General features: G+C 34.3%; 20 protein-coding genes and 1 pseudogene. 4 read left to right on the top strand and 17 right to left on the bottom strand.

The window, feature by feature from the left end; all coding sequences use genetic code 11:
* Positions 1-250, top strand: a pseudogene (locus tag AC23L6_RS12580) (hypothetical protein); the annotation flags it as partial.
* Here AC23L6_RS12580 and AC23L6_RS12585 read toward each other — a convergent pair.
* Together AC23L6_RS12585 and AC23L6_RS12590 are read right to left on the bottom strand one after the other, a co-directional pair.
* The gene (locus AC23L6_RS12585) at positions 216-839 is read right to left on the bottom strand and encodes a hypothetical protein (protein WP_487562844.1); all 624 of its coding nucleotides are present in this window, start codon (positions 837-839) and stop codon (positions 216-218) included. The pseudogene AC23L6_RS12580 and the gene AC23L6_RS12585 sit on opposite strands and share 35 nt — an antisense overlap.
* Positions 839-2104 (bottom strand): DNA cytosine methyltransferase, encoded by a 1266-nt coding sequence (locus AC23L6_RS12590; protein WP_487562843.1) that lies wholly within the window; start codon positions 2102-2104, stop codon positions 839-841. The genes AC23L6_RS12585 and AC23L6_RS12590 overlap by 1 nt, the downstream gene beginning before the upstream one ends.
* A gap of 451 nt (positions 2105-2555) precedes the next feature.
* Here AC23L6_RS12590 and mef(C) point away from each other — a divergent pair, with 451 nt between their 5' ends.
* Together mef(C) and mph are read left to right on the top strand one after the other, a co-directional pair.
* Positions 2556-3779 carry a macrolide efflux MFS transporter Mef(C) gene (gene mef(C) / locus AC23L6_RS12595; protein WP_487562842.1) on the top strand — a complete coding sequence of 408 codons (1224 nt, stop codon included), beginning with the start codon at positions 2556-2558 and terminating at the stop codon, positions 3777-3779.
* Between the two features lie 4 nt (positions 3780-3783).
* The gene (gene mph, locus AC23L6_RS12600) at positions 3784-4668 is read left to right on the top strand and encodes an Mph(E)/Mph(G) family macrolide 2'-phosphotransferase (protein WP_078213155.1); all 885 of its coding nucleotides are present in this window, start codon (positions 3784-3786) and stop codon (positions 4666-4668) included.
* A 236-nt stretch (positions 4669-4904) separates the two neighbouring features.
* Here the strand turns inward: mph and AC23L6_RS12605 are convergent, their stop codons facing one another.
* From AC23L6_RS12605 to xerA, 15 genes are all read right to left on the bottom strand, one after another.
* A complete protein-coding gene (locus tag AC23L6_RS12605; RefSeq protein WP_487562841.1) occupies positions 4905-5408 on the bottom strand; it encodes a hypothetical protein in 504 nt (167 codons plus the stop codon).
* 201 nt (positions 5409-5609) lie between these two features.
* Entirely contained in the window at positions 5610-7271 is a 1662-nt protein-coding gene (locus AC23L6_RS12610; protein ID WP_487562840.1) for an alpha/beta hydrolase-fold protein, read from the bottom strand.
* 13 nt (positions 7272-7284) lie between these two features.
* Positions 7285-7452: a hypothetical protein gene (locus AC23L6_RS12615; RefSeq protein ID WP_487562839.1), complete on the bottom strand. Its 168-nt coding sequence runs from the start codon at positions 7450-7452 to the stop codon at positions 7285-7287.
* Positions 7445-7993 carry a MepB family protein gene (locus AC23L6_RS12620; RefSeq protein ID WP_487562838.1) on the bottom strand — a complete coding sequence of 183 codons (549 nt, stop codon included), beginning with the start codon at positions 7991-7993 and terminating at the stop codon, positions 7445-7447. The genes AC23L6_RS12615 and AC23L6_RS12620 overlap by 8 nt, the downstream gene beginning before the upstream one ends.
* A gap of 413 nt (positions 7994-8406) precedes the next feature.
* Positions 8407-9141, bottom strand: coding sequence for a YggS family pyridoxal phosphate-dependent enzyme (locus AC23L6_RS12625; RefSeq protein WP_487562837.1), 735 nt, complete (start codon positions 9139-9141; stop codon positions 8407-8409).
* Entirely contained in the window at positions 9138-9743 is a 606-nt protein-coding gene (locus tag AC23L6_RS12630) for a MarR family winged helix-turn-helix transcriptional regulator (protein ID WP_487562836.1), read from the bottom strand. The genes AC23L6_RS12625 and AC23L6_RS12630 overlap by 4 nt, the downstream gene beginning before the upstream one ends.
* Positions 9740-10114 carry a group III truncated hemoglobin gene (locus AC23L6_RS12635; RefSeq protein WP_487562835.1) on the bottom strand — a complete coding sequence of 125 codons (375 nt, stop codon included), beginning with the start codon at positions 10112-10114 and terminating at the stop codon, positions 9740-9742. Before AC23L6_RS12635 ends, AC23L6_RS12630 begins: the two co-directional genes overlap by 4 nt.
* Positions 10111-10443: a DUF2024 family protein gene (locus AC23L6_RS12640; protein WP_487562834.1), complete on the bottom strand. Its 333-nt coding sequence runs from the start codon at positions 10441-10443 to the stop codon at positions 10111-10113. The genes AC23L6_RS12635 and AC23L6_RS12640 overlap by 4 nt, the downstream gene beginning before the upstream one ends.
* Positions 10444-10507: 64 nt before the next feature.
* On the bottom strand, positions 10508-10786 hold the full coding sequence (locus AC23L6_RS12645; protein ID WP_487562833.1) for a DUF2024 family protein: 279 nt from the start codon (positions 10784-10786) through the stop codon (positions 10508-10510).
* Between the two features lie 6 nt (positions 10787-10792).
* Complete coding sequence (locus AC23L6_RS12650) at positions 10793-11530, bottom strand: hypothetical protein (protein ID WP_487562832.1); 738 nt, start codon at positions 11528-11530, stop codon at positions 10793-10795.
* Between the two features lie 81 nt (positions 11531-11611).
* Complete coding sequence (locus AC23L6_RS12655) at positions 11612-11845, bottom strand: thioredoxin family protein (protein ID WP_487562831.1); 234 nt, start codon at positions 11843-11845, stop codon at positions 11612-11614.
* A gap of 543 nt (positions 11846-12388) precedes the next feature.
* On the bottom strand, positions 12389-13552 hold the full coding sequence (locus AC23L6_RS12660) for an HNH endonuclease family protein (protein ID WP_134338253.1): 1164 nt from the start codon (positions 13550-13552) through the stop codon (positions 12389-12391).
* Entirely contained in the window at positions 13553-14647 is a 1095-nt protein-coding gene (locus AC23L6_RS12665; RefSeq protein ID WP_134338252.1) for an adenine-specific methyltransferase EcoRI family protein, read from the bottom strand. It abuts the gene before it with no gap.
* Between the two features lie 237 nt (positions 14648-14884).
* Complete coding sequence (gene blaOXA, locus AC23L6_RS12670) at positions 14885-15706, bottom strand: class D beta-lactamase (protein WP_209390865.1); 822 nt, start codon at positions 15704-15706, stop codon at positions 14885-14887.
* A 179-nt stretch (positions 15707-15885) separates the two neighbouring features.
* Positions 15886-16923: a site-specific tyrosine recombinase/integron integrase gene (gene xerA, locus AC23L6_RS12675; RefSeq protein WP_487562830.1), complete on the bottom strand. Its 1038-nt coding sequence runs from the start codon at positions 16921-16923 to the stop codon at positions 15886-15888.
* A gap of 470 nt (positions 16924-17393) precedes the next feature.
* Between xerA and pulA the strand changes: the two genes are divergently transcribed.
* Complete coding sequence (pulA, locus tag AC23L6_RS12680; RefSeq protein ID WP_487562829.1) at positions 17394-19412, top strand: type I pullulanase; 2019 nt, start codon at positions 17394-17396, stop codon at positions 19410-19412.
* Positions 19413-19456 lie beyond the last annotated feature (44 nt).

The following is a 19456-nucleotide window of genomic DNA, read 5'->3' on the forward strand; positions in this document are numbered from 1 at the left end:
AGTGAAATTGTCAATATTGCTAAAAATATTTTCTTCATTTTTTGTTGGTTTGTGTCGTCATAGCCTGACCGCTAACGGTTTGCAGCTTGGCGAAGTGGCGGAAATCGAAGCACAAATGTTCAGTTTTGCACAAACGTTCAATCGAAGAACTGAACTTGAATTTAGCACTGAACCCGCCATTTTGCCAAACTGCTGTTGTGCGATCGCCCTTTTTTCTATTTTATTTTGTTTACTTTTTCTTCGGTTATAATTTGATTACTTTCAATAACTTTCACGGTTGGTGGTTCAGAAAATTCAAACTCTTTTAATTCAAAAATTAGTTGGTTAAAATCTTCTGATGTCGCAACAATCACATCATCAAGTCCAATCACATCTCCACTTTTAATTTTTGCTTTCACGCTTCTTGCTTCATTTTCTTCAAGTGTTATTAAGTAACTCAAAGCTTTTCTATGAACATATTTTAATGCAATTGCTTCTAAATCTGCTTGCTTATATCTTTCTCTTAAGCTAGTTTTTACACTCCAACAAATTGGGCCACGTTCAGTTGTGTAAAACATTAAATCATAAATTACGTTTGGAACAAATGCAACTTTTGCACTCATATAAATTGGCAAAATGCCTTCTCTAACACAAAGAGTTGCTAAAATATATTCAAACACTTTTCCATTTAGATTATTATTTCTTTCTGGATGTAGCAAAAATGCGTTCCAATATTTCTGAATGTATTCGTTTGGTTTTTCGTATTCTACTTCTAAAAAATTAGGAAACAAACTATCAAAAACTATTTCGGCTTTGTTATCTCGTCCTATTGTAATACTTAAATCGTTTAATTTTCCCATTATAGTTTGTTGATTAGTTTTAATATTTCCATTGCAGTTGCTTGAATAGCTGGAACGGCAACGGAGTTGCCGAATTGTTTATAAGCAGATGCGTCAGCAACTGGAATTAGAAATTCGTCTGGAAATCCTTGTAATCTTGCCCATTCTCTTGGTGTCATTTTACGAATTCCTTCACGATTTACAGTTCCTTTGATATGAGTTGTTGGTGTAAAATCTGTAATTCTGTGGTCTAAAACCAAGTTTCTTTCTCTTCCCATTCCGCCAACAACAATTGCGTTGCTAATTCCATCATCGGGAATTATGGCATAACCAAAACCGTTTCCTTTTCCCTCGTGTCGAGCTTTATGATTAACTAAAGTTTGAACATATTGAGTTGAAAGAAAGTATTTAGTTGCTGGAACTTCTTTTTCTTTAATGTCAGAAAAAGCAACTTTTATATTTGTTGGTTTTGGATATTCAAAACTCTCAATTCCTAAATCATTTCTAAAACCCACGATATAAATTCGTTCTCTGTTTTGTGGAACTCCAAAATCTTTTGCGTTAATAATTTGAGGTTCAGGAACAAAATAACCCAAATCATTTCTTAAAACGTTTAAGATTGTCGCTAAAGTTTTTCCTCCGTTATGGTTTCGTAAACCTTTTACATTTTCAAGAAAAATTGCTTTTGGTTGTTTGCGTTTGATGATTTCGGCAACGTCAAAAAACAATGTTCCTCTTGTATCTTCAAAACCACCACGTTTTCCAGCAATTGAAAAAGCTTGACACGGAAAACCTGCACAAAGCAAGTCAAAACCGTCTGGAATAAAGGCTTTTGTTTCTTCTTTTGTGATGTCGCCAAAAGGTCGTTCTCCAAAGTTTGCTTTGTAAGTTCGTTTTGCATCTTTGTCCCATTCACTTGTGAAAACGCATTTTCCGCCAAGGTTTTGCATTGCCAAACGAAAACCGCCAATTCCAGCAAATAAATCGATAAACTTAAATTTAGGATTTTCAACTGGCGGAAATGGAATATCAAATGTGTCAAAAATTCCGTATTGCAATGCTTCTTCCGCAACAATGTTTGAAATTTCTTCTTTTGGGTATTCGTATTGTAAAATTTCTTTTGTGTATTTTACAGCATCTTTTTTGAAAAATTGAGAAACACCATTTTTACTGTTGTGCAAAAAATGAGTAATAACCGCTTCCTTGTTGCTTTCAAGTTCAACAAGTTTTACTTTGTATTCTTTTTCAAATACTTTTTCGAGCGATATTTTCTCTTTTAATTTCATTATAATTTTTCAAATTATTTTAAGATGCTAAAATACAAAAATTATTAGAAATGGTTTTCGTTTACCTTTGATATTGTTGTCAGGTAAATGTTAGCGGTCAGTTTGGTTAGGGTGTCGCACAACGGTTTGGGTATTGCCGAAGGCGGGGTTTTTTAGCACTAAAGTTTAACCGAAGAACGAATGTTTAACCTTGCACAAATGTCCAATCGAAGCCGTTCAGCCCCGCTTTTGGCAATACCTTGTTAGCTGCTGGGCTTAATTTTGCTAAAATAGCTTATTTTTTTAAGATAATAATTTGTACTTTTGTGGCTTCACTTCCAAAAAGTATACAACACGTGGCAAAGCCTTGGATTAAATAATAGGGTTATTCTCTTTAAACCCCACTTTTATGGTATAGTACTCTATAGTATTATGCTACAATTATTTTGTTGTATAATTTAATCAAGTTTTTATGGAAAACCGTAAATGGTTTAAGACCTATATGTATATATGGGCTGGACAGTTTGCTTCAATGCTCACAAGTTATGCTGTTCAGTTTGCTATTGTTATATGGCTTAGTCTGGAGTACAATTCAGCCGAAGTTTTAGCATACGCAGGAATAGCAGCTATGTTACCTCAAGCATTGATAGGCTTAATAGCAGGTGTATATGTTGACCGTCTCAATCGGAAGTACGTTATGATTTTTTCGGATGCTTTTATAGCTCTCTGTGCCCTTTTGTTACTCGTCATTTTACAAAATGAAAATGTTAATCTTATATGGATATACATTTTATTGGGTTTACGCTCTGTTGGTAATGCTTTTCACGCTCCGGCACTACAGGCAATTGCTCCGCTGATTGTACCCCAAAATGAATTGATAAAGGTAGCAGGAATTAATCAGGTGTTACATTCGGTTTGCAGTATTGGTGGTCCTGCCATTGGCACATTAGCCATTGCTTATCTTCCTATTTCAAAAGTATTGTACTTGGATTTGATTGGAGCATTGCTGGCTATTCTTTCACTCGTGATTGTGAAAATTCCCAATGTGGCTACGAAGTCAAAATCGTCTGCACATTCTATTGCTACAGAATTTTCGGAAGGGTTTCAGACTGTTTCAAAAAACAAAGGTTTGCGTTATCTTTTTCTTTATGCAATGGCGATAACCTTTGTTATAATGCCAGCTGCCATTATGTTTCCGTTGCTCACAACAGGGCATTTTGCAGGAGGAAAATGGGAGATAGGAATTGTAGAAGTGGTTTGGGGCGGAGGTATGCTTATTGGCGGTGTCATCCTGAGTATTTTCAAATTGAAAGGCTCAAAAGTAGTCGCAGTCAATGTTATGTATGTATTATTGGGACTTACATTTATTTTGAGTGGTGTATTACCTGCAAGTTGGTTTGTAGGATTTGTGATGGTAACAGCCATTGGCGGTATCAGCCTGTCTGTTTTCAATGGCTGTTTTACAGCAATTGTACAAACAGAGGTAAGTCCTGAAAAATTAGGACGTGTATTTTCACTTTATTATAGTTTGGCAGTTTTGCCAAGTGTAATCGGTTTATTATTCACAGGCCTGATTGCAGAAGTTATTGGTGTAAACATTACGTTTATCATAAGCGGTTGTTTGGCAATCCTTGTGGGTATTCTTTCGTTTAGCACTCGCAACTTAATGCAATTAGGTAAAATCAAAAATATTTAAAAAAATGAAAAATAGAGATATTCAAAAATTAGCGGAAAGAAATGGGTTAATTCTTTCGGATGAAATGAGTTTTAATGAAATGGGAATTGATTTTAAGGTTGGTTTCGCTACAGATAGGGATGGCACAAAGTGGTTGTTGCGTATTCCAAGAAGAACAACCTTAGGCGAACAGATTGCGAATGAGAAACGCATTCTTCAATTGGTGTCGAAATACCTTTCGGTTCAAGTTCCTGATTGGCGTATAGCTAATGAAAAACTGGTAGCCTATCCTTTGCTCGATGGAAAACCTGCACTTACTTATGATGCGGAGACTTATGAAGTAACCTGGAATATGTCTAAAGAAAACGACCTTTATATACCATCATTAGCGAAAGCACTTATAGAACTTCATTCAATTCCTACGGAAGAAGTACTTCGTAATAATCTAAAAGTTTTGACACCTGAACAGGTTAGAAATGAGATTTCTGAAAGATTGATTTTGGTGAAATCTGAATTAGGGATAAATGCCGAATTAGAACTTCGGTACCAAAAATGGCTGGATAATGATGCCTTATGGCCGAATTTTACAAAATTCATTCACGGTGATTTGTATGCAGGTCATACACTTACTCATCATAATGGAGAAGTTTGTGGAATTATTGATTGGTCAACTGCACAAGTCAGCGATATAGCACAAGATTTTTCAGGTCACGTTACTGTTTTCGGTGAAGAAAGTCTGAAAAATTTAATTTCGGCATACGAAAAACAAGGTGGAGAAGTATGGGATAAACTGTTTGAACAAGCAGTTGAACGAGCTGCTGCCGCACCTCTAGCTTATGGATATTTTGCTTTAGAAACACAAGATGAAATTCATCTTAGTTCTGCAAAATTACAGTTAGGTGTTGAGTAGATTTTTTTTAGTAGGGGCTGACACCTTAATCGGGTCAGCTCCCTATTATTTCAAGGGATGTTTGTCTATTAGCGTTGTTGTGTAGCCTTGCAGCTAACGTCCCGTGGCTTCATGAAGTTGGGGTTTATATGTTCCCAAACCTTTCCATTATCACGGAAGTCAAATATATAAAATAACCTTTAAATTTAGCCTTAAAGCCCCAATTTCATGAAACCACTGTTAGCAACAGTTTCTTTCTAAAAATCGTATTCAGATTGTTTTATTAAATTTTGAATAACATCTTTTTGTGTACTTCCACTTTTTAATGTTTCCATCATTTTTAAAACCGTTTGTTTTACTACTGATGTTTCAGAACCATAACCAGCTGTTATATAACGATTCATATAATAGTCAATATTATAAAACTGTTTTTTCTTTATATCAAAAAAAGCGTAGTTGCCTTCTTCATTATTCGCCACAATATATTTATCCGTTTTCTTTGTTATCGTATAGTTATTCATTCCCTTTGGATTTGGATTGTCATAAGTGGAGAATTTTAAATTTGTTTTGTCAAAAATTACAGTTAAAGTATATTCTCTTTCAGTTTCTGTGATTCCAAATTTTTGACTGCAACTAATGTCGGCTGTACATTTAGTAGTTATTTTAGATTCTGTAATTGCAGTTTTACTTTTAGCTTTTGTTTGCGAAAAAGAAATAGATGTAAAGACAATTAATAATAAAGTTAGTAATGATTTTTTCATAATATTTTATTTTTCAATGTTATTGATTATGTGGTGTTTAGGTTTCGTTCGTGTGAAATTGTTGCTAACGGTTTGCAGCTACCCGAAGGTGGCGATTTCGGAGCACTTCACTGTCAACCAAGCAGAAACTTTGATAGAAGTACAAAGCTTGATTTAACCACTGAATCGCCACTTTTGGGTAGGTGCTGTTATGCCCAGTTTTTATTGCTTTCTAAGCTTTTCTAAATCGCCCTTGTTAAACAATTTATTTACTTTAAATGTCTTTTCAACTTGCTTTAAATACTTTTTGCTTTTTTCAATCTGAATATTATTTTCAATCCCAATTTTAGCTAATAGATATTTAAATTCTAATTCATATTTGGGATTTTTTAGAAGCAAAATTTCAAGATTCCGATATGCTTGTTCTTTTTTGTTTATATTTTCATACGTTTCAAATAAATATTTGGCATATGTAAAAATGATGGCTCGTATGTTTTGTTCCTTATTTTCATCTATTACTTTTTCCCAATACTTTACAGAAGTATTATAGTCGTTAAATCCTGCAAACATATTTGCTCTTGCATAGTAATCAAATATTTCAAATTCTGGGTCTTCAAATTCAAGCATTTGATAGAGAACATCAACTTTCTTGGATTTCATTACAATTTCAGTTATCAAACTTGTCTTTTCATTTTCTGAATAGGGCTGTATGTATTCTTCATTTTGTCTAATGAATCTCAATTTTGTTTTTTCATAGTTAAAGGTGTCTTCTGTAAAACAAGTTTCAAACAAACTAAAATCTTGATAATCAGAGAAAATGAATTGGAAAGCATCTAAAACTGATGAAGCAATTAAATCTTCGTGTCCACTTTTATAAAATTTTTGTTGAAAAAATAGATTTTCATTCGGAACACTTTTGATAATTTTTTCAATTTCCAAACCGCTCGGATAACGATTTGGATTATCATATTTTGAGCTTGCAACAAAATATTTAATAGGCTTTTTATTATGATTTAAGAATTCAATAAATTTATTTTTAATTGGGTCAATATTGCCGTTTTCTAAGTCAATTAAATTTTCACTAAAATTGATAAACGCATCAAATGGATTGTTTTTTTCAAACATTAAATAATGGTTGTATTCAGCACCATTTGAGTGTCCAAAAATTGCTTTAAAAGAACTTGTAGAATAGTTTTCATCAATAAATGGGATTACTTCATCAAAAATATAGTTTTTAAATTTTTGTCCTTTCTCACTGTAAGTTATATCTAATTCATCGTTTCTATTTTCTCCAATATGATAAATACCAATAACAATACATTCAGGAAAATTTGAAAAATTTGACTGTTGCCTAATGGTTTGTGATACAATTTCAAAATGGTGTAAATTGTGAGCATCGGTAACATAAATTACAGGATATTTAATTTGCTGATTATAATTCTCGGGCAATGAAATGTAAAGTTTTCGTTTTTGGTCTAATACTTTTGAGTTTATTTCAACTATTTGAAAATCACTATAAGTTGAGAATTTGTTTATTTGGTCAGTCCAACCTTGTATTTTATAATATTCATCTTGAATTGGTTTGTTTTTCAAAATAAAATTTGGTTGTCCTGAAAGTTGATTAATAATAGCTTCGCTATCCCACTTACCTCTTGTGAATTTGAATTCAGCGGGAAAAGTCAAGTTCAATGAGATTTCTCTCTCATATTCAGAAATTTTATTCAGTTTTATTTTGTCAGGTTGCCAATTACCTAAGTTTTCTTGATTACCTACAATATATACATCGTCTGTTTTGTTTGGAACAGAAACCTTGATTGTTGTTATTTCTTGTCCAAAAGATACAATGGAAATTAATATTAAAATATTTGTCAAAATCGTTTTCATTCTGCGTTTCGGTTTAAAATTGGGCATAACGTTTTGCAGCTACACGCAGGTGGGGATTTTTAGCACTAAACTTCATTAAAAATACAGAACTTGGATTTAGCACTTCACTTTCAAAGAAGTACTGAACCCCCACTTGCGTGTAGGTGCTGTTGTGCGTTCGGTGTTTTTCTTCGTCAAACATTTTCGATTGTTTGTGTTAGTAATTTCTTAGTCAAATCAAGGTCGGTTGAGTTGTCATTCTTGATTGTCAAAAAATATTTTGTCTGCCAGGTTTGTGTTTTTTCCGCTTGTTTATTTGTTGTTTTGTCCCAAGGTGGATAAACTCTTATCCCACGTTTTCCTTCTTTTCCTTTTCTTGTTATTATCCCTTTGTCAGCCAAAACCGATTTTGGAAAAATAAACTGTCCGAAGTTGTTGTCATTTCTTGCTGTTATAATTACGAAATCAAAATCGTCAGAAGTGTCAAACGGTTCTGTAATTCCATCTTTATTTCGTTTCCAAATCGTCACAAATTGTCCTGTTTTTGTCGGTGTGATTTTAGAAATTCGTTGTTGAACTCTCTTCCCGTTAAGTTCAAAAGTGCAAGCTCCGTATTCTGAATTTTCTATGTTCTGGTTCAAGTTTGACAAGTCAAAACCACATTTGTCATAAACCAATTCTTTTACAACATTTAAGTCGCTATGAATTGATTTTAAAAGTTTCAAAGTGTTTTCGTTTGTCATTTTTCTGTCAATATTTTGTTAGTTCGTTTCTTGTTTGCAGTGTCGTTTTACACTGACGCACAACGGTTTCGGGCTTTGCGAAGGTGGCGATTTTTAGCACCGAACTTCATTCGAAGCACCAAACTTCAAATTTACGAAAAACTGTCATACGAAGAACTGCACCGCCACTTTTGCAAAACCCGTGTTACCAGCTGGCGTTCTGTCTGTCGTGTTGTGTAAGTCAAGTCTGATTGGGGTTTCGCTGTCATTGTCCAGTGAGTGTTTTGGTTTTTATGTGTCGGCTGAGCGTTGGTGGGTTTAAAAATTTTTGAAGGGAAGGAAATTTTAAAAATTAATTTTCTTGGGTGGCAAAGGTGGAAGCTCTTTTGCAAACTTTAGTCTTAGGGTATGCTTGTAGCGGTTTGCAAATGTGCTTACACCTGTGGGTTGGTTTCTATGTTGTCATTCCAATAATAGCTGTCTGGATAAGGTCGTATGCCAAATATTGCAGTTCCAACACGAATAATCGTTGAGCCTTCTTCTATGGCTGTTTCTAAGTCGTTGCTCATTCCCATTGATAAATCGTAAACAGGTAAGTCTTTATCTAACATTCGTATTTGAATGTTTTTCAGTGATCGAAAGCACTTGCGAACTTTTTCTGTTTCCGCAGAAAAAAGTCCGATGGTCATTAAACCTTTAATGTTTAATCGGTCAAATTGTTTAACTTGTTGAGCAAAATTCAAAGCATTTTCGGGTGAAATGCCAAACTTACTTTCTTCATAGGAAGTGTTTACTTGAATAAAAACATCTATAGTTTTATCTTCAATTTCTAATCTGCTTTGTAATTTTTTAGCTACTTCCAACCTGTCAACCGATTGTATGCAGTCGGCATACCTGATAACTTCCTTAATTTTATTCGTTTGCAAATGTCCGATAAAATGTTTTTGATGCGGGATAGCTTTGAGTACTTCAGCCTTTTCAATTAGTTCCTGCACTTTGTTTTCTCCTATCAAAGTTTCTCCTGATTCAAGAGCTATTTTAATATTCTGTGCTGAAACAGTTTTAGTGGCTAAAAGAAGTTTGATATCATTTGGATTGCGACCCGAAAACTCAGCCGAACTCTTAATTCTGCTTTTGATATTAGCTATATTTTCAACTATGAGATTCATAGCTGTAACTCGTGTTCAGGGCAATCAACTCTCAATTCCCTTTCAGCAAGTTGACTTTTTAAAAGTTTGCAATAATGAACACCTTTGTCAACCTGATAGTTTGAGCAAGTAAAACACATTCGTTGAATGGTAATGATACCTGATTTGTTAAGGTCATAAATCAATTTTAGTAATCCATTAAGCATTACGGTTTTTTGTTCTTCGTTCAATTTTTCAAGAGGTTGCTCTATGGAAGAAGCGAAAAAGGACGCTTTTATGGCTATTTTTTTTCCTTCGGTTGTTAAGGAAAGTGAATAACTTCTTGTGTCTATTGGGTCAGTTTCTTTAGCGACTAAATCTTTTGAAAGCAATACTTTTACACTATCACTAATGGTGGCTTTGGTCATATTGAACTCATCCGCTAAATAACCAACTTTACATTTTTCTTGTGAATGAAAATAAACAAAAATCAAAATCTGAATTTGGATAGGACTTAATGAATTTTCTTTGCTTTCGTTCCATAGCAAAACTCGAAACGCTTCTGATATTCGTTCCAAAGCCACTACAATCCGGCTCTCTACCTTTTGGTTTTGCTCACTTAAATTGAATGAAGAATATTTCATACTGTTTGAATATTATGCAACATTAATCTTGCTATGTTTCCTGCCCTTAATTTTGCTTCGTTTGCTTTTTCGCCCAAGAAAAGTTCATCAACGGTTTCAACGAAAAGATATAGCCATTCTGAAAATTCCTTATCGGTCATTGCGGTTTGCTTACTTAACGCAATGTGTTTGTGCATTGGGTTTCCTGAAAAACTATGTTCACCCAACAGAATACTTGACCAAAACGAATACATTTTAGGAAGATGCGTTTCCCAATCAATTTTTGCAACATCATCAAAAATGTAACCCAATACAGAATTAGTTCTTACTTTCTGATAGAAAGTATTCACCAATAATTCTATATCCTTTCGAGTATTGATATCTGTTTTCATTCGCAATTTTCCATTTCAAGGATGAAATATCCCTGCTTTTTTATGTCGGCTTCCCATTGGGGTTGCAAACTTCTAACGTGGCAAAACCTACATTCTTTAGATGTTAAGGGCTGACCTTCTTGTTTTTTAGTTCTTAAATAGGCTCTGCCATATTCGTAAATAACGGCAGTGTCTTTTACTGATGATGGTGCAATAATGTCAAAGTGCATCACGCTACCATCTTTCTTAGTTACATAGGTGTCCCAAACTGCTACTTCCATTTTTTTAGTGTTTTGTGCATTTGCTGAAATCGCAAATTGCAATATGAATAATAAACTTAAAATTCTCATTTTACTTAATTTTAAAATGCCCTGCAAAGATAGGAATCCTAACTTTGCAGGGCAAATAATTAAACTATTTTGCTAAAGTTGTGAATCCCCAATGTTTAAAAATCGAGTATCCCTTTTGTTTTATATCATCTTCAATCGCTCTTGTAGCTACTTCCAAATGACAAAAAGTACACTCGTCAGCACTTATAAGGGTAGTTGCCTTAATTTTTTCAGATTTTAAAAAGGAATTGCCAAATTCGTAAATTTGCTTTAAATCTGTAAGGTTTGATGGAACAAGAATGTCAAATTTGAGCAATGTTCCGTCTTCTTTTTTAAAAACTGTATCGTAAACTGAAATTTCCATTTTAGGTTATTTTACTTTATAAGGTAATGATAAATTACCGCTTGCTACTGAATACACTTTGTAAACACCAAGCATAGGTTTGTCACCACCACCGTGGCCACCATCACCGCCTGTATTCACTTGCATATAAGCCGCAACACCGTCATAGGAAAAATCGGTTTTGTTGTTCATTCGATAATTGGGAACAACAACTCTAATGGTATTTCCCTTAGTGATGACTTGAAAACCGGGAGAATCCATATACATTGGCATCCCAGGATTGGTTGGGGGTAAAACAACTGTTGTATCTTTGGGGTCAAACTGTTTTACGGCTAAACCGCCTTCTACCCTTTTGTCTTCCGTAAGAATTACCCAATGAGGATGCCAAACGATACCGTCATTGTCAAATTTACCATCAGAGTTTTCGTCCCACAGTGGGCTGTCATCAAAATCAGGATGTGAAGTAAGGGCAAGGGCAACTATGCCTTCTGTATTGCTGAATCCAACATCCGTTGGTTTCAAGGAGGTAGGGAAAACGTAACCCAAAACAGGAGCACCGTTAAGTTGACCTACTGGTGTTGGTGTAGTTTTCCCAGCTGTACCTTTTACGGTAATTTCCCAGATAGTTGCTCCAATTTCAGGTGAGTGTTTTACGCTTACTTTTTTGATTTGAAAATCATCATTGTTGTAGTTTCCGCATTTGTCGCAAGCAAAGCCTTGAACGGTAAAAAGGGAAATTCCGAGAAGTAGAAATAAATGTTTCATTTTTTTTAAAATTTGATGGTTAATGATAAAGTTAGGAATCCATTTTAAATTAGGATTCCTAACTTTAAGGTTGAAATTTTTTTAGCCTTTTACGTCAGCCATAGACGCGCCAAAATTGATGTGAAGCACATTTCCGTTTGGAGTAAGCAAAGCTGGAACAGATTTCACACCTGCATTTTCAGCTTCTGCAATTCGGTTGCGGTCTTCACCGATGTGAACGATTTCTACATTGGTTGCACCAATAAGATTTACGATGTCGTGCTCTGCACTCACGCATACTGGACATCCTGCGTGATAGAAAATTGATTTTGCCATTTTTTTAAATGATTTTAATTGTTGTTTGGCATTATTGCCGCTGCAAATATAGTAAGGATTCCTAACTAAACAAATTATTTTTGAGAAATCTCAAAGAAATTTTTTATATAATTGATAATCAATATTATAAAATTATCGAAGTGATGGGGATGATTGGCTCTTTTGCAAAACTTGGGTTGTGTGTTGGCTTGTGTGGTTTTGTAAATGTGCCAATGTGCGTAGGCATAAAATTATTTTTTAGAATGTGCGGTGGGGAAAATTTTTAAAACCATTTGGGTCGGCTTGAGTGTCGGAAAAGTTAGGTCGGTTTGTGTCAAGGAACAGCTAAATTGTCTGTCGAGTTTTGGTCGTCTGTTGGTGTCGTGGTGGTCGTCTTACGCTTGCTGGTAACGTTTTGCAGCTTGGCGAAGTGGCGGATTTAGAAGCACTTACTTTCAATTTAGCACTAATGTTTATTAGAAAACCAAATGTTCAATTTAGCACTGAACCCGCCATTTTGCCAAACTGCTGTTAGCCGTTCGGTGTTTTTTTGTTCATCATTTTCTATTTATTTCCTTTTGCTCTGTTATGCGATTTACACAACATTTCGCAGTTTTTCGTGTCTGTCGCTCCGCCTTTACTCCAAGCTGTAACGTGGTCTGCGTCCATTTCTGCTAATTTCCAAATTTTGGTTTTGTTAGCATCGTGTCCGATTGCACAATGTGAACAATTTGATATATTTTTCTTTTCAGCTTCTGCTGTCTGAATAGCGTAAGTTGATTTTTTTGTCGCTTCGTCAAAAACTCGAACTTCCAAAAGTTTAAAGTCTGTTGAGCCACCCAAAATAAATTCAAAAACGCCTTTTCTGTTTTTTATGTATGGGTCGGCATACAATTTTTTAACTTGTTCAGAAACTGTCTTTGAGTTGTATGGTTGTTTCTTATACGTTTCGTAAAGTCTGCCCCATTCAAGTCCTTTCATTTCGCTTTCTACGTCTGTAAACACTGTAGAAACCCAGTCAATAACACTTGTAAAATAGTTTTTAAGTTCTGTAATGTTGTTGTCAAATCGGTGTTTGCTCATATAATCGCCAACATTTTCTTTGCTTACCCATTCCAATGCTCTTTCTAAAAAGTCTTGTCGGTTTGCACTACCAGAAACGTAAGCACTCCATTTTTGAATGTTTGCATTTTGGCTGTTGCTAAATTCTTCTTTACCAAGTGTTACAAATGGTCCAGAATAGACAGCGTTTAATAATTCTTGATTTGTCAAAGGAACACCTGAAATATTAATGGTTCTAAACCATTCTTTTATTTCGCTTTCTGTTCCTTCACATTCATAAATTAAAAGTTTCGCTTCTAAAATTTTCTTTTGTTTGTCTTCTGCAATACCACTAAAATATTGCTCCATTCCGTTTTCGTCTTTTATGGCAAATTTGTTAGTTACAAATCTTCCAAAACTTGTAATTCGCTGTTGTCCGTCTAAAACTTCAAGGCTGTTTTTATCTACTCTGTTGAAATAAATTAAACCTAATGGATAACCTTTTAAGATTGAATTTATTACTGCAACATCTCTTTTTCCGTCTGCATAAATATAGTTGCGTTGGTATTCGGGTTGAATTGTTAAAGTACCTGAAAGTCCAAACAAACCCTTTCCTTCAAGTTCATTGTATATGAAACCATCGCAAACGTCTTTTACTGTTATATCTGTTCGTAAAGTAGTATCCATTTATTTCCTCTTTTTTATTACAAGTCTTACATAAGTTGGTATGCCATTAATTGTTCCGTCTTTGTCTTTAATTAAACCGTGCTCTTTAAATGGCATTGTATCATTTGTTATTATATCATTTGAACTAATTATTTCAAATTGTTCAGGTGAATACTTATCTAAAAAACTAATTGGAACTGCCATTGCACCGTCATAATCGCTAGGTATTGCATCCGTAAATGGAATATTAATAGCATCGTAATTATCAAACTTTTGATATTCTTTTCCTTTGATTTCCTTGTGTTTACTGAATTTTATATTGTCTTGCATTGTCATTAATGGCAAAGGTTGGTGTCGTCTACCGTGGTCAAGATTTGAATACCAAACAGAAGGCGACCTTAAATAAACTACACCATCAACAGTTCTTGTGGCTGAACTTGGTTTTTTTGTTGGGTCAACTTCTTCCGGTGAAATAAACAACATATCTTTATTAAAACTTGTAGTTCCAACCCACATTTTATTAGCTTTTATTAATGGGAAAACTTCTTTTAATGTAATTGCATTTTTGCTACCAACAATTACAAACTTCTTATCTGCTTCAACTATCCACGCTAAAAAATCTCTAAATAAAGAGAAAGGTGGATTTGTAATAATTATGTCCGCTTCGTCACGCAGTTTTTTTATTTCATCACTTTTAAAATCTCCATCGCCTTTTAAGTAAGTCCATTCCAAATCATTTACATCAATTTTTCCATCGCCACTTTTGTCATAAGTTAATGAAAATATTTTTCCGTTTTTAACAGTTTTCTTTTTGTCAAATTGAGGATTGTTCGTTTCGAAAAGAGTTGGTTGATAATTGTTTTTGTATAGTTTGCTGTCAGGGGCGTAACTTGTACTTATTAATTTTTTAAGTCCAAAGCGTTCAAAATTCTGTGCAAAAAATTTTGTGAAGTTGCTCCATTCTGGGTCATCACAAGGTAATAAAATAGTTTTGTCCTTAAATGTATTTGGGTCATAGTCTAAATAAGCCATTATTTCTTTCTCAATGTCTTGATATTGAGTATAAAATTCGTCATTCTTCGCATTTTTCGCTTTTGATAGATTACTATTTGCCATTAATTTATTGTCAATATGTTAAGTCGCAAATTTACGATTTTTATTTCTGTTATTTGTCGGTTTTGTCTGTCGGTTTTGCGGTTCGCTACACTGACGGCTAACGGTTCTCATATTTGCGAAGGCGGGGATTTTCAGCACTAAACTTCATTAGAAGCACAAAGCTTGAATTTAGCACGTCACTGTCATAGAAGCACCAAACCCCCGCTTTTGCAAATATGATGTTGTGCGTTCGTCTTTTTATTGAATTATTTTTAGTTTTCTGAATGCTTCTTTTGTTGAATTCAATCGAATAATTGGAAATTCGTCCATATTTGTTTCTTGCTTTTCAACGTTTGTAGCAAAAAAGTACACTGAGTTATTCGTTTCTAAATATCCAACTAACCAACCATTATTCATTTCATTCCTCATTCCCCAACCTGTTTTTCCACTTATAACATAATTTTCAGTTTTTTCAATTTGCATTATGTCTTTCATTATATTTTCTGTTTTTTTTGAAATCGGTAATTTTGAGAAATATAATCTTTCTAAAAAGTCGATTTGTTGCATTTGAGAAAATTTGGATTTTCCTTCAAGCCAAAAATTATCAATGGTTAAAGTGTCGAAAACCATTCCTTTGTAATCTAATTTTCTCAAATATTTTTTCATTCTTTTTACACCAACTTTTCTAGCAATTTCTTGATAACAAGGAACACAAGAAACTTGAAACGCTTTTTTAAAAGTCAAATCTTCTTCCCAACTTTTAAATCTCCGTTTTTCACCATTCCATTTGAAAATTGCAGAATCATTTTTAATTATTCCAGTTTCTAAAGCAATTATTGAGTTCGGAATTTTGAAAGTTGATGCTGGAATTACTCCAGTTTTTGCCCAAGAAAAATCGTTAGAATAATATATTTTGTTTTTTACGTCATAAATTAAAATTGATCCGTTTACTTCTAAACTATCCAAAATATTTCCAAATTCTGTTTTTACAACTTCTTTTGTATTTAGTTTTTTAGTTTGGCAATTTGCGGTAAAGTTTACTAATATAATTATATTTAAAAGTATTATTATTTTTCTCATTTTAATTTTTGTTTCATTAAGGTTTATGTCGCTTCAAGATGACGCACAACTATCTTATATGCGAATAAAATACACCGCTTTTATTCCTTTTTGGTATGTTATACGAAGGTTTTGGCTTATTTTTATTCACTTATTTCTAGTCTTTTTCTAACGGCTACTTACAAATTTAACTATTTTAATCAGACGTCAAAGGGATTTACAATTTTTTTCAATGAGCTACTACTCACGTGAGTATAAATCATAGTGGTTTTAGGACTACTATGACCCAAAAGGTCCTGTATATAGCGCAAATCTGTTCCGCTTTCCAGTAAATGAGTAGCAAAACTATGTCGCAAAGTATGCAAACTAATTCGCTTTGTAATTCCAACCTTAGCGACACATTCTTGTAATACTAACTGAGCACTTCTACTGTTATATTGTCCGCCATTTTGTCCCTCAAATAAAAAGGTTTTCGGTTTATAAAGACTGTAGTATTCTCGTAGCAATCCCAAAACCTTACTGGATAACAAAGTATACCGATCTTTTTTTCCTTTAGCATTCTTAATATGAATCAACATCCGTTCACTATCAATATCAGTAGCTTTTATATTCAACGCTTCACTAATTCGTAAACCAGAAGAGTAAATTAAGGCTAATAATGTTTTGTGCTTCAAATTAGTAGCAGCATCAATGATACGAAACACTTCTTCTTTGCTCAAAACATTTGGCAACTTTTTAGCGTTATTGGGTCGGTGAATTTTATCTATTTCAATTCGAGTATCTTGCGTAGTTTTAAAGAACAATTTAATAGCATTCACAATCTGATTTTGATAAGATGCAGAAAGTGTATTTTTTATGATGTACTCGTTGTTAAAAATTATGATGTCTTCATTTGTGATATCACCAATCGATTTTTCTCTGTAAAAAACCAAAAACGATTTTAACGCCTCCGTATACGTACTAATCGTACTTTCGCTGTACCGCTTAGAACGCATCCATTGTTTAAAACGCTCTATTTGAGCAATCCCTTCAGCATTGGGCACTGTATCAACAATTCGTGTCAACTTAAAACGTATTCGGTTTTCATCCGTATCCGGAATATGCCAAGCCCTCATCTGCATACTCCATTTCGAACCCTCAATCGCTTTAATGCGCTCAATCAATTCAGCATCTTTTTCAAAATAAACCGCAATACGGTGTTTTCCTTTGTGTTTTACTGGTTTGGCTTCCCATTTCATCGGCGTGTAATTTAAAATACTAAAATAGAAAAATTAAATAAAAGCAGGAAAACTAAAACAAAAGTTTTAATCCTAAAAAACAGTTGTATAGTAACTTTAGGATTAAGTACCCGAGCCGAAGGCGAATTGAGCGAAGCTAATTACATTTGTATAACTATAATAGGATTTATTTATTAATCTGTATAGTTATTTTAGGACGGGTCAACATCCATACCTTAAGCATACCAAAGGCATAGATAAAGCATACATAGTGTATATGGAGTGTATGTAAAAGTAAAATAGTCATATGCAGCTACATAAAAAGATTCGTACTGTAGTGTGGGGATGGTAAGTTTTTGAATAAAAATAGTTAAAAAGCGTAATTCCTAATTTTCAATAGACTAAATAGTGTATTTTTGATAACGATGTAGTACAGCGCACAGACACTAGTCGTGATTGTTGATGTCAATTCATTTATAAATTCAAAAATCATGTTTCATTTATCACCTCGAAAACTAATGCTGGTAAGTTTTTTTCTTTTGACCCAATCTTTTTTAGGGCAACACACTAAGACAAATACAATCAAGTACAAGTCCTATGAGGACTATCCTGTCTATTTGAAATCGGATTTAGGGTGTACCTACACGCCCAAGAAAACTACCATAAAGCTATGGAGTCCAAATGTGGAAGAAGTGAAAATAAACCTCTACAAAAAAGGTGATGGCGGTACAGCAATAGCCGCAGACAATTTACTTTATGAACCTAAAACAGGAGTATGGCACATTGTTTTGAATGGAGATTATCACAACACCTATTATACTTTACAAGCAAAAAATGATGGAAAATGGTCTAAGGAAATGCCCGACCCTTATGCTAAAGGAGTAGGGGTAAACGGAAAGCGTGCGCTAATTTTTGATGCTTCAATGACCAATCCGCCTCAATGGAATTCAGACTCAAAACCACCGTTACAATCCTTTTCAGATATTGTTCTTTACGAGGCACATGTCCGTGATATCTCAATTGATGCATCATCGGGGATTGTAAATAAAGGGAAATTTCTCGGTTTGACAGAAACCAATACCCAAAATGATTTTGGACAAGCTACAGGTTTGGCACATCTCAAAGAAATGGGCATCACGCACTTGCATTTGTTGCCTGTCTTTGACCATAGGTCTATTGACGAGTCTAAATTAGAGCAAAACAACTACAACTGGGGGTATGATCCTCTAAATTATAATGCTCCAGAAGGTTCTTATGCTACCAATCCGTATGATGGCTTGGTGCGAATTACCGAATACAAACAAATGGTGCAAGCGCTACACAAATCAGGAATACGAATGGTGATGGATGTGGTGTACAATCACACGAGTTCGACAGCTGTTTTTGACGAATTGGTTCCGGGTTATTATTACAGAAGTTGGCCAAATGGAAAACGCTCTGATGCCACAGCCTGTGGTAATGAATTTGCCTCCGATAGAATTATGGCGCGTCAGTTTATGTTAGAATCCTTAAAATACTGGGTTAAAGAATACCATGTTGATGGTTTTCGTTTCGATTTAATGGCGGTACACGATATCGAAACAATGAATCTCATTTCTGAAGAGTTGCACAAAATAGACTCGTCTATCTTTCTTTATGGTGAAGGTTGGACGGCAGGCGATTCTCCACTTCCAGTAGAAAAAAGAGCACTAAAAAATAATGCAAAGCAGTTAAATAACATTGCTGTTTTTTCAGATGATATTCGCGACGGCGTGAAAGGGTATTGGGCCAATGTCAAAGAGAAAGGCTTTGTGAGTGGAAATCCTGATTTAAAAGAGGTGATTCAATTCGGAATTGTCGCTTCGACTAAGCATCCACAAATACAATATGATGTAAAACGAAGTTATGCACAATTTCCTTATGCTGATGCACCAACAAAAGTTATTGGCTACGTTTCTTGCCATGATAATAATACTTTGTACGACAAGTTGGTCATCGCCAATCCAAAAGCTACCGAGGAAGAATTGGTACAAATGGATCGTTTGGCCAATGCGATTGTTTTTACCTCACAAAGTATTCCTTTTTTACACATGGGCGAAGAGATGAAGCGCACCAAAAAAGGGGTAGAGAATTCGTATAACGCACCCGACAGTATCAACAAAATCAATTGGAACTGGAAGCACGAAAATGTAGCATTGCTGGAGTATTATAAAAAAGTAATCCAACTCAGAAAAAATCATCCTGCTTTTAAAATGCCTACGGAGCAAATGATACAAGAGCATTTGGAATTTCTAGCACTTGAGTCACCATTATTGGTAGGTTATACGATTAAAAACAATGCCAATGGCGATCAATGGAAAACCATTAGAGTGTATTTTAATGGAGATGAAAAAGCTATAGTTCAGCCATTAGAAAGTACTTGGATCATGGTGTGCAGTGGAGAACTACTAGATGAAAAGGGTTTGCAAACCTTGTCTTCAGGAACAGTAACTATACCCGCAAGAAGTGCCGTCATTTTATATCAAAAGTAGACAGTACGAAAAAGAGAAGTTTTGGTTGTAGAATAAAAATGTGC

The sequence above is a fragment of the Flavobacterium sp. R1_16 genome, from assembly GCF_057652095.1.

Coding starts and splice junctions, on each gene's coding strand:
- AC23L6_RS12585 (WP_487562844.1), bottom strand. CDS start 839: ATGGGAAAATTAAACGATTTAAGTATTACAATAGGACGAGATAACAAA.
- AC23L6_RS12590 (WP_487562843.1), bottom strand. CDS start 2,104: ATGAAATTAAAAGAGAAAATATCGCTCGAAAAAGTATTTGAAAAAGAA.
- mph (WP_078213155.1), top strand. CDS start 3,784: ATGAAAAATAGAGATATTCAAAAATTAGCGGAAAGAAATGGGTTAATT.
- AC23L6_RS12605 (WP_487562841.1), bottom strand. CDS start 5,408: ATGAAAAAATCATTACTAACTTTATTATTAATTGTCTTTACATCTATT.
- AC23L6_RS12610 (WP_487562840.1), bottom strand. CDS start 7,271: ATGAAAACGATTTTGACAAATATTTTAATATTAATTTCCATTGTATCT.
- AC23L6_RS12615 (WP_487562839.1), bottom strand. CDS start 7,452: ATGTTTGACGAAGAAAAACACCGAACGCACAACAGCACCTACACGCAA.
- AC23L6_RS12620 (WP_487562838.1), bottom strand. CDS start 7,993: ATGACAAACGAAAACACTTTGAAACTTTTAAAATCAATTCATAGCGAC.
- AC23L6_RS12625 (WP_487562837.1), bottom strand. CDS start 9,141: ATGAATCTCATAGTTGAAAATATAGCTAATATCAAAAGCAGAATTAAG.
- AC23L6_RS12630 (WP_487562836.1), bottom strand. CDS start 9,743: ATGAAATATTCTTCATTCAATTTAAGTGAGCAAAACCAAAAGGTAGAG.
- AC23L6_RS12635 (WP_487562835.1), bottom strand. CDS start 10,114: ATGAAAACAGATATCAATACTCGAAAGGATATAGAATTATTGGTGAAT.
- AC23L6_RS12640 (WP_487562834.1), bottom strand. CDS start 10,443: ATGAGAATTTTAAGTTTATTATTCATATTGCAATTTGCGATTTCAGCA.
- AC23L6_RS12645 (WP_487562833.1), bottom strand. CDS start 10,786: ATGGAAATTTCAGTTTACGATACAGTTTTTAAAAAAGAAGACGGAACA.
- AC23L6_RS12650 (WP_487562832.1), bottom strand. CDS start 11,530: ATGAAACATTTATTTCTACTTCTCGGAATTTCCCTTTTTACCGTTCAA.
- AC23L6_RS12655 (WP_487562831.1), bottom strand. CDS start 11,845: ATGGCAAAATCAATTTTCTATCACGCAGGATGTCCAGTATGCGTGAGT.
- AC23L6_RS12660 (WP_134338253.1), bottom strand. CDS start 13,552: ATGGATACTACTTTACGAACAGATATAACAGTAAAAGACGTTTGCGAT.
- AC23L6_RS12665 (WP_134338252.1), bottom strand. CDS start 14,647: ATGGCAAATAGTAATCTATCAAAAGCGAAAAATGCGAAGAATGACGAA.
- blaOXA (WP_209390865.1), bottom strand. CDS start 15,706: ATGAGAAAAATAATAATACTTTTAAATATAATTATATTAGTAAACTTT.
- xerA (WP_487562830.1), bottom strand. CDS start 16,923: ATGAAATGGGAAGCCAAACCAGTAAAACACAAAGGAAAACACCGTATT.
- pulA (WP_487562829.1), top strand. CDS start 17,394: ATGTTTCATTTATCACCTCGAAAACTAATGCTGGTAAGTTTTTTTCTT.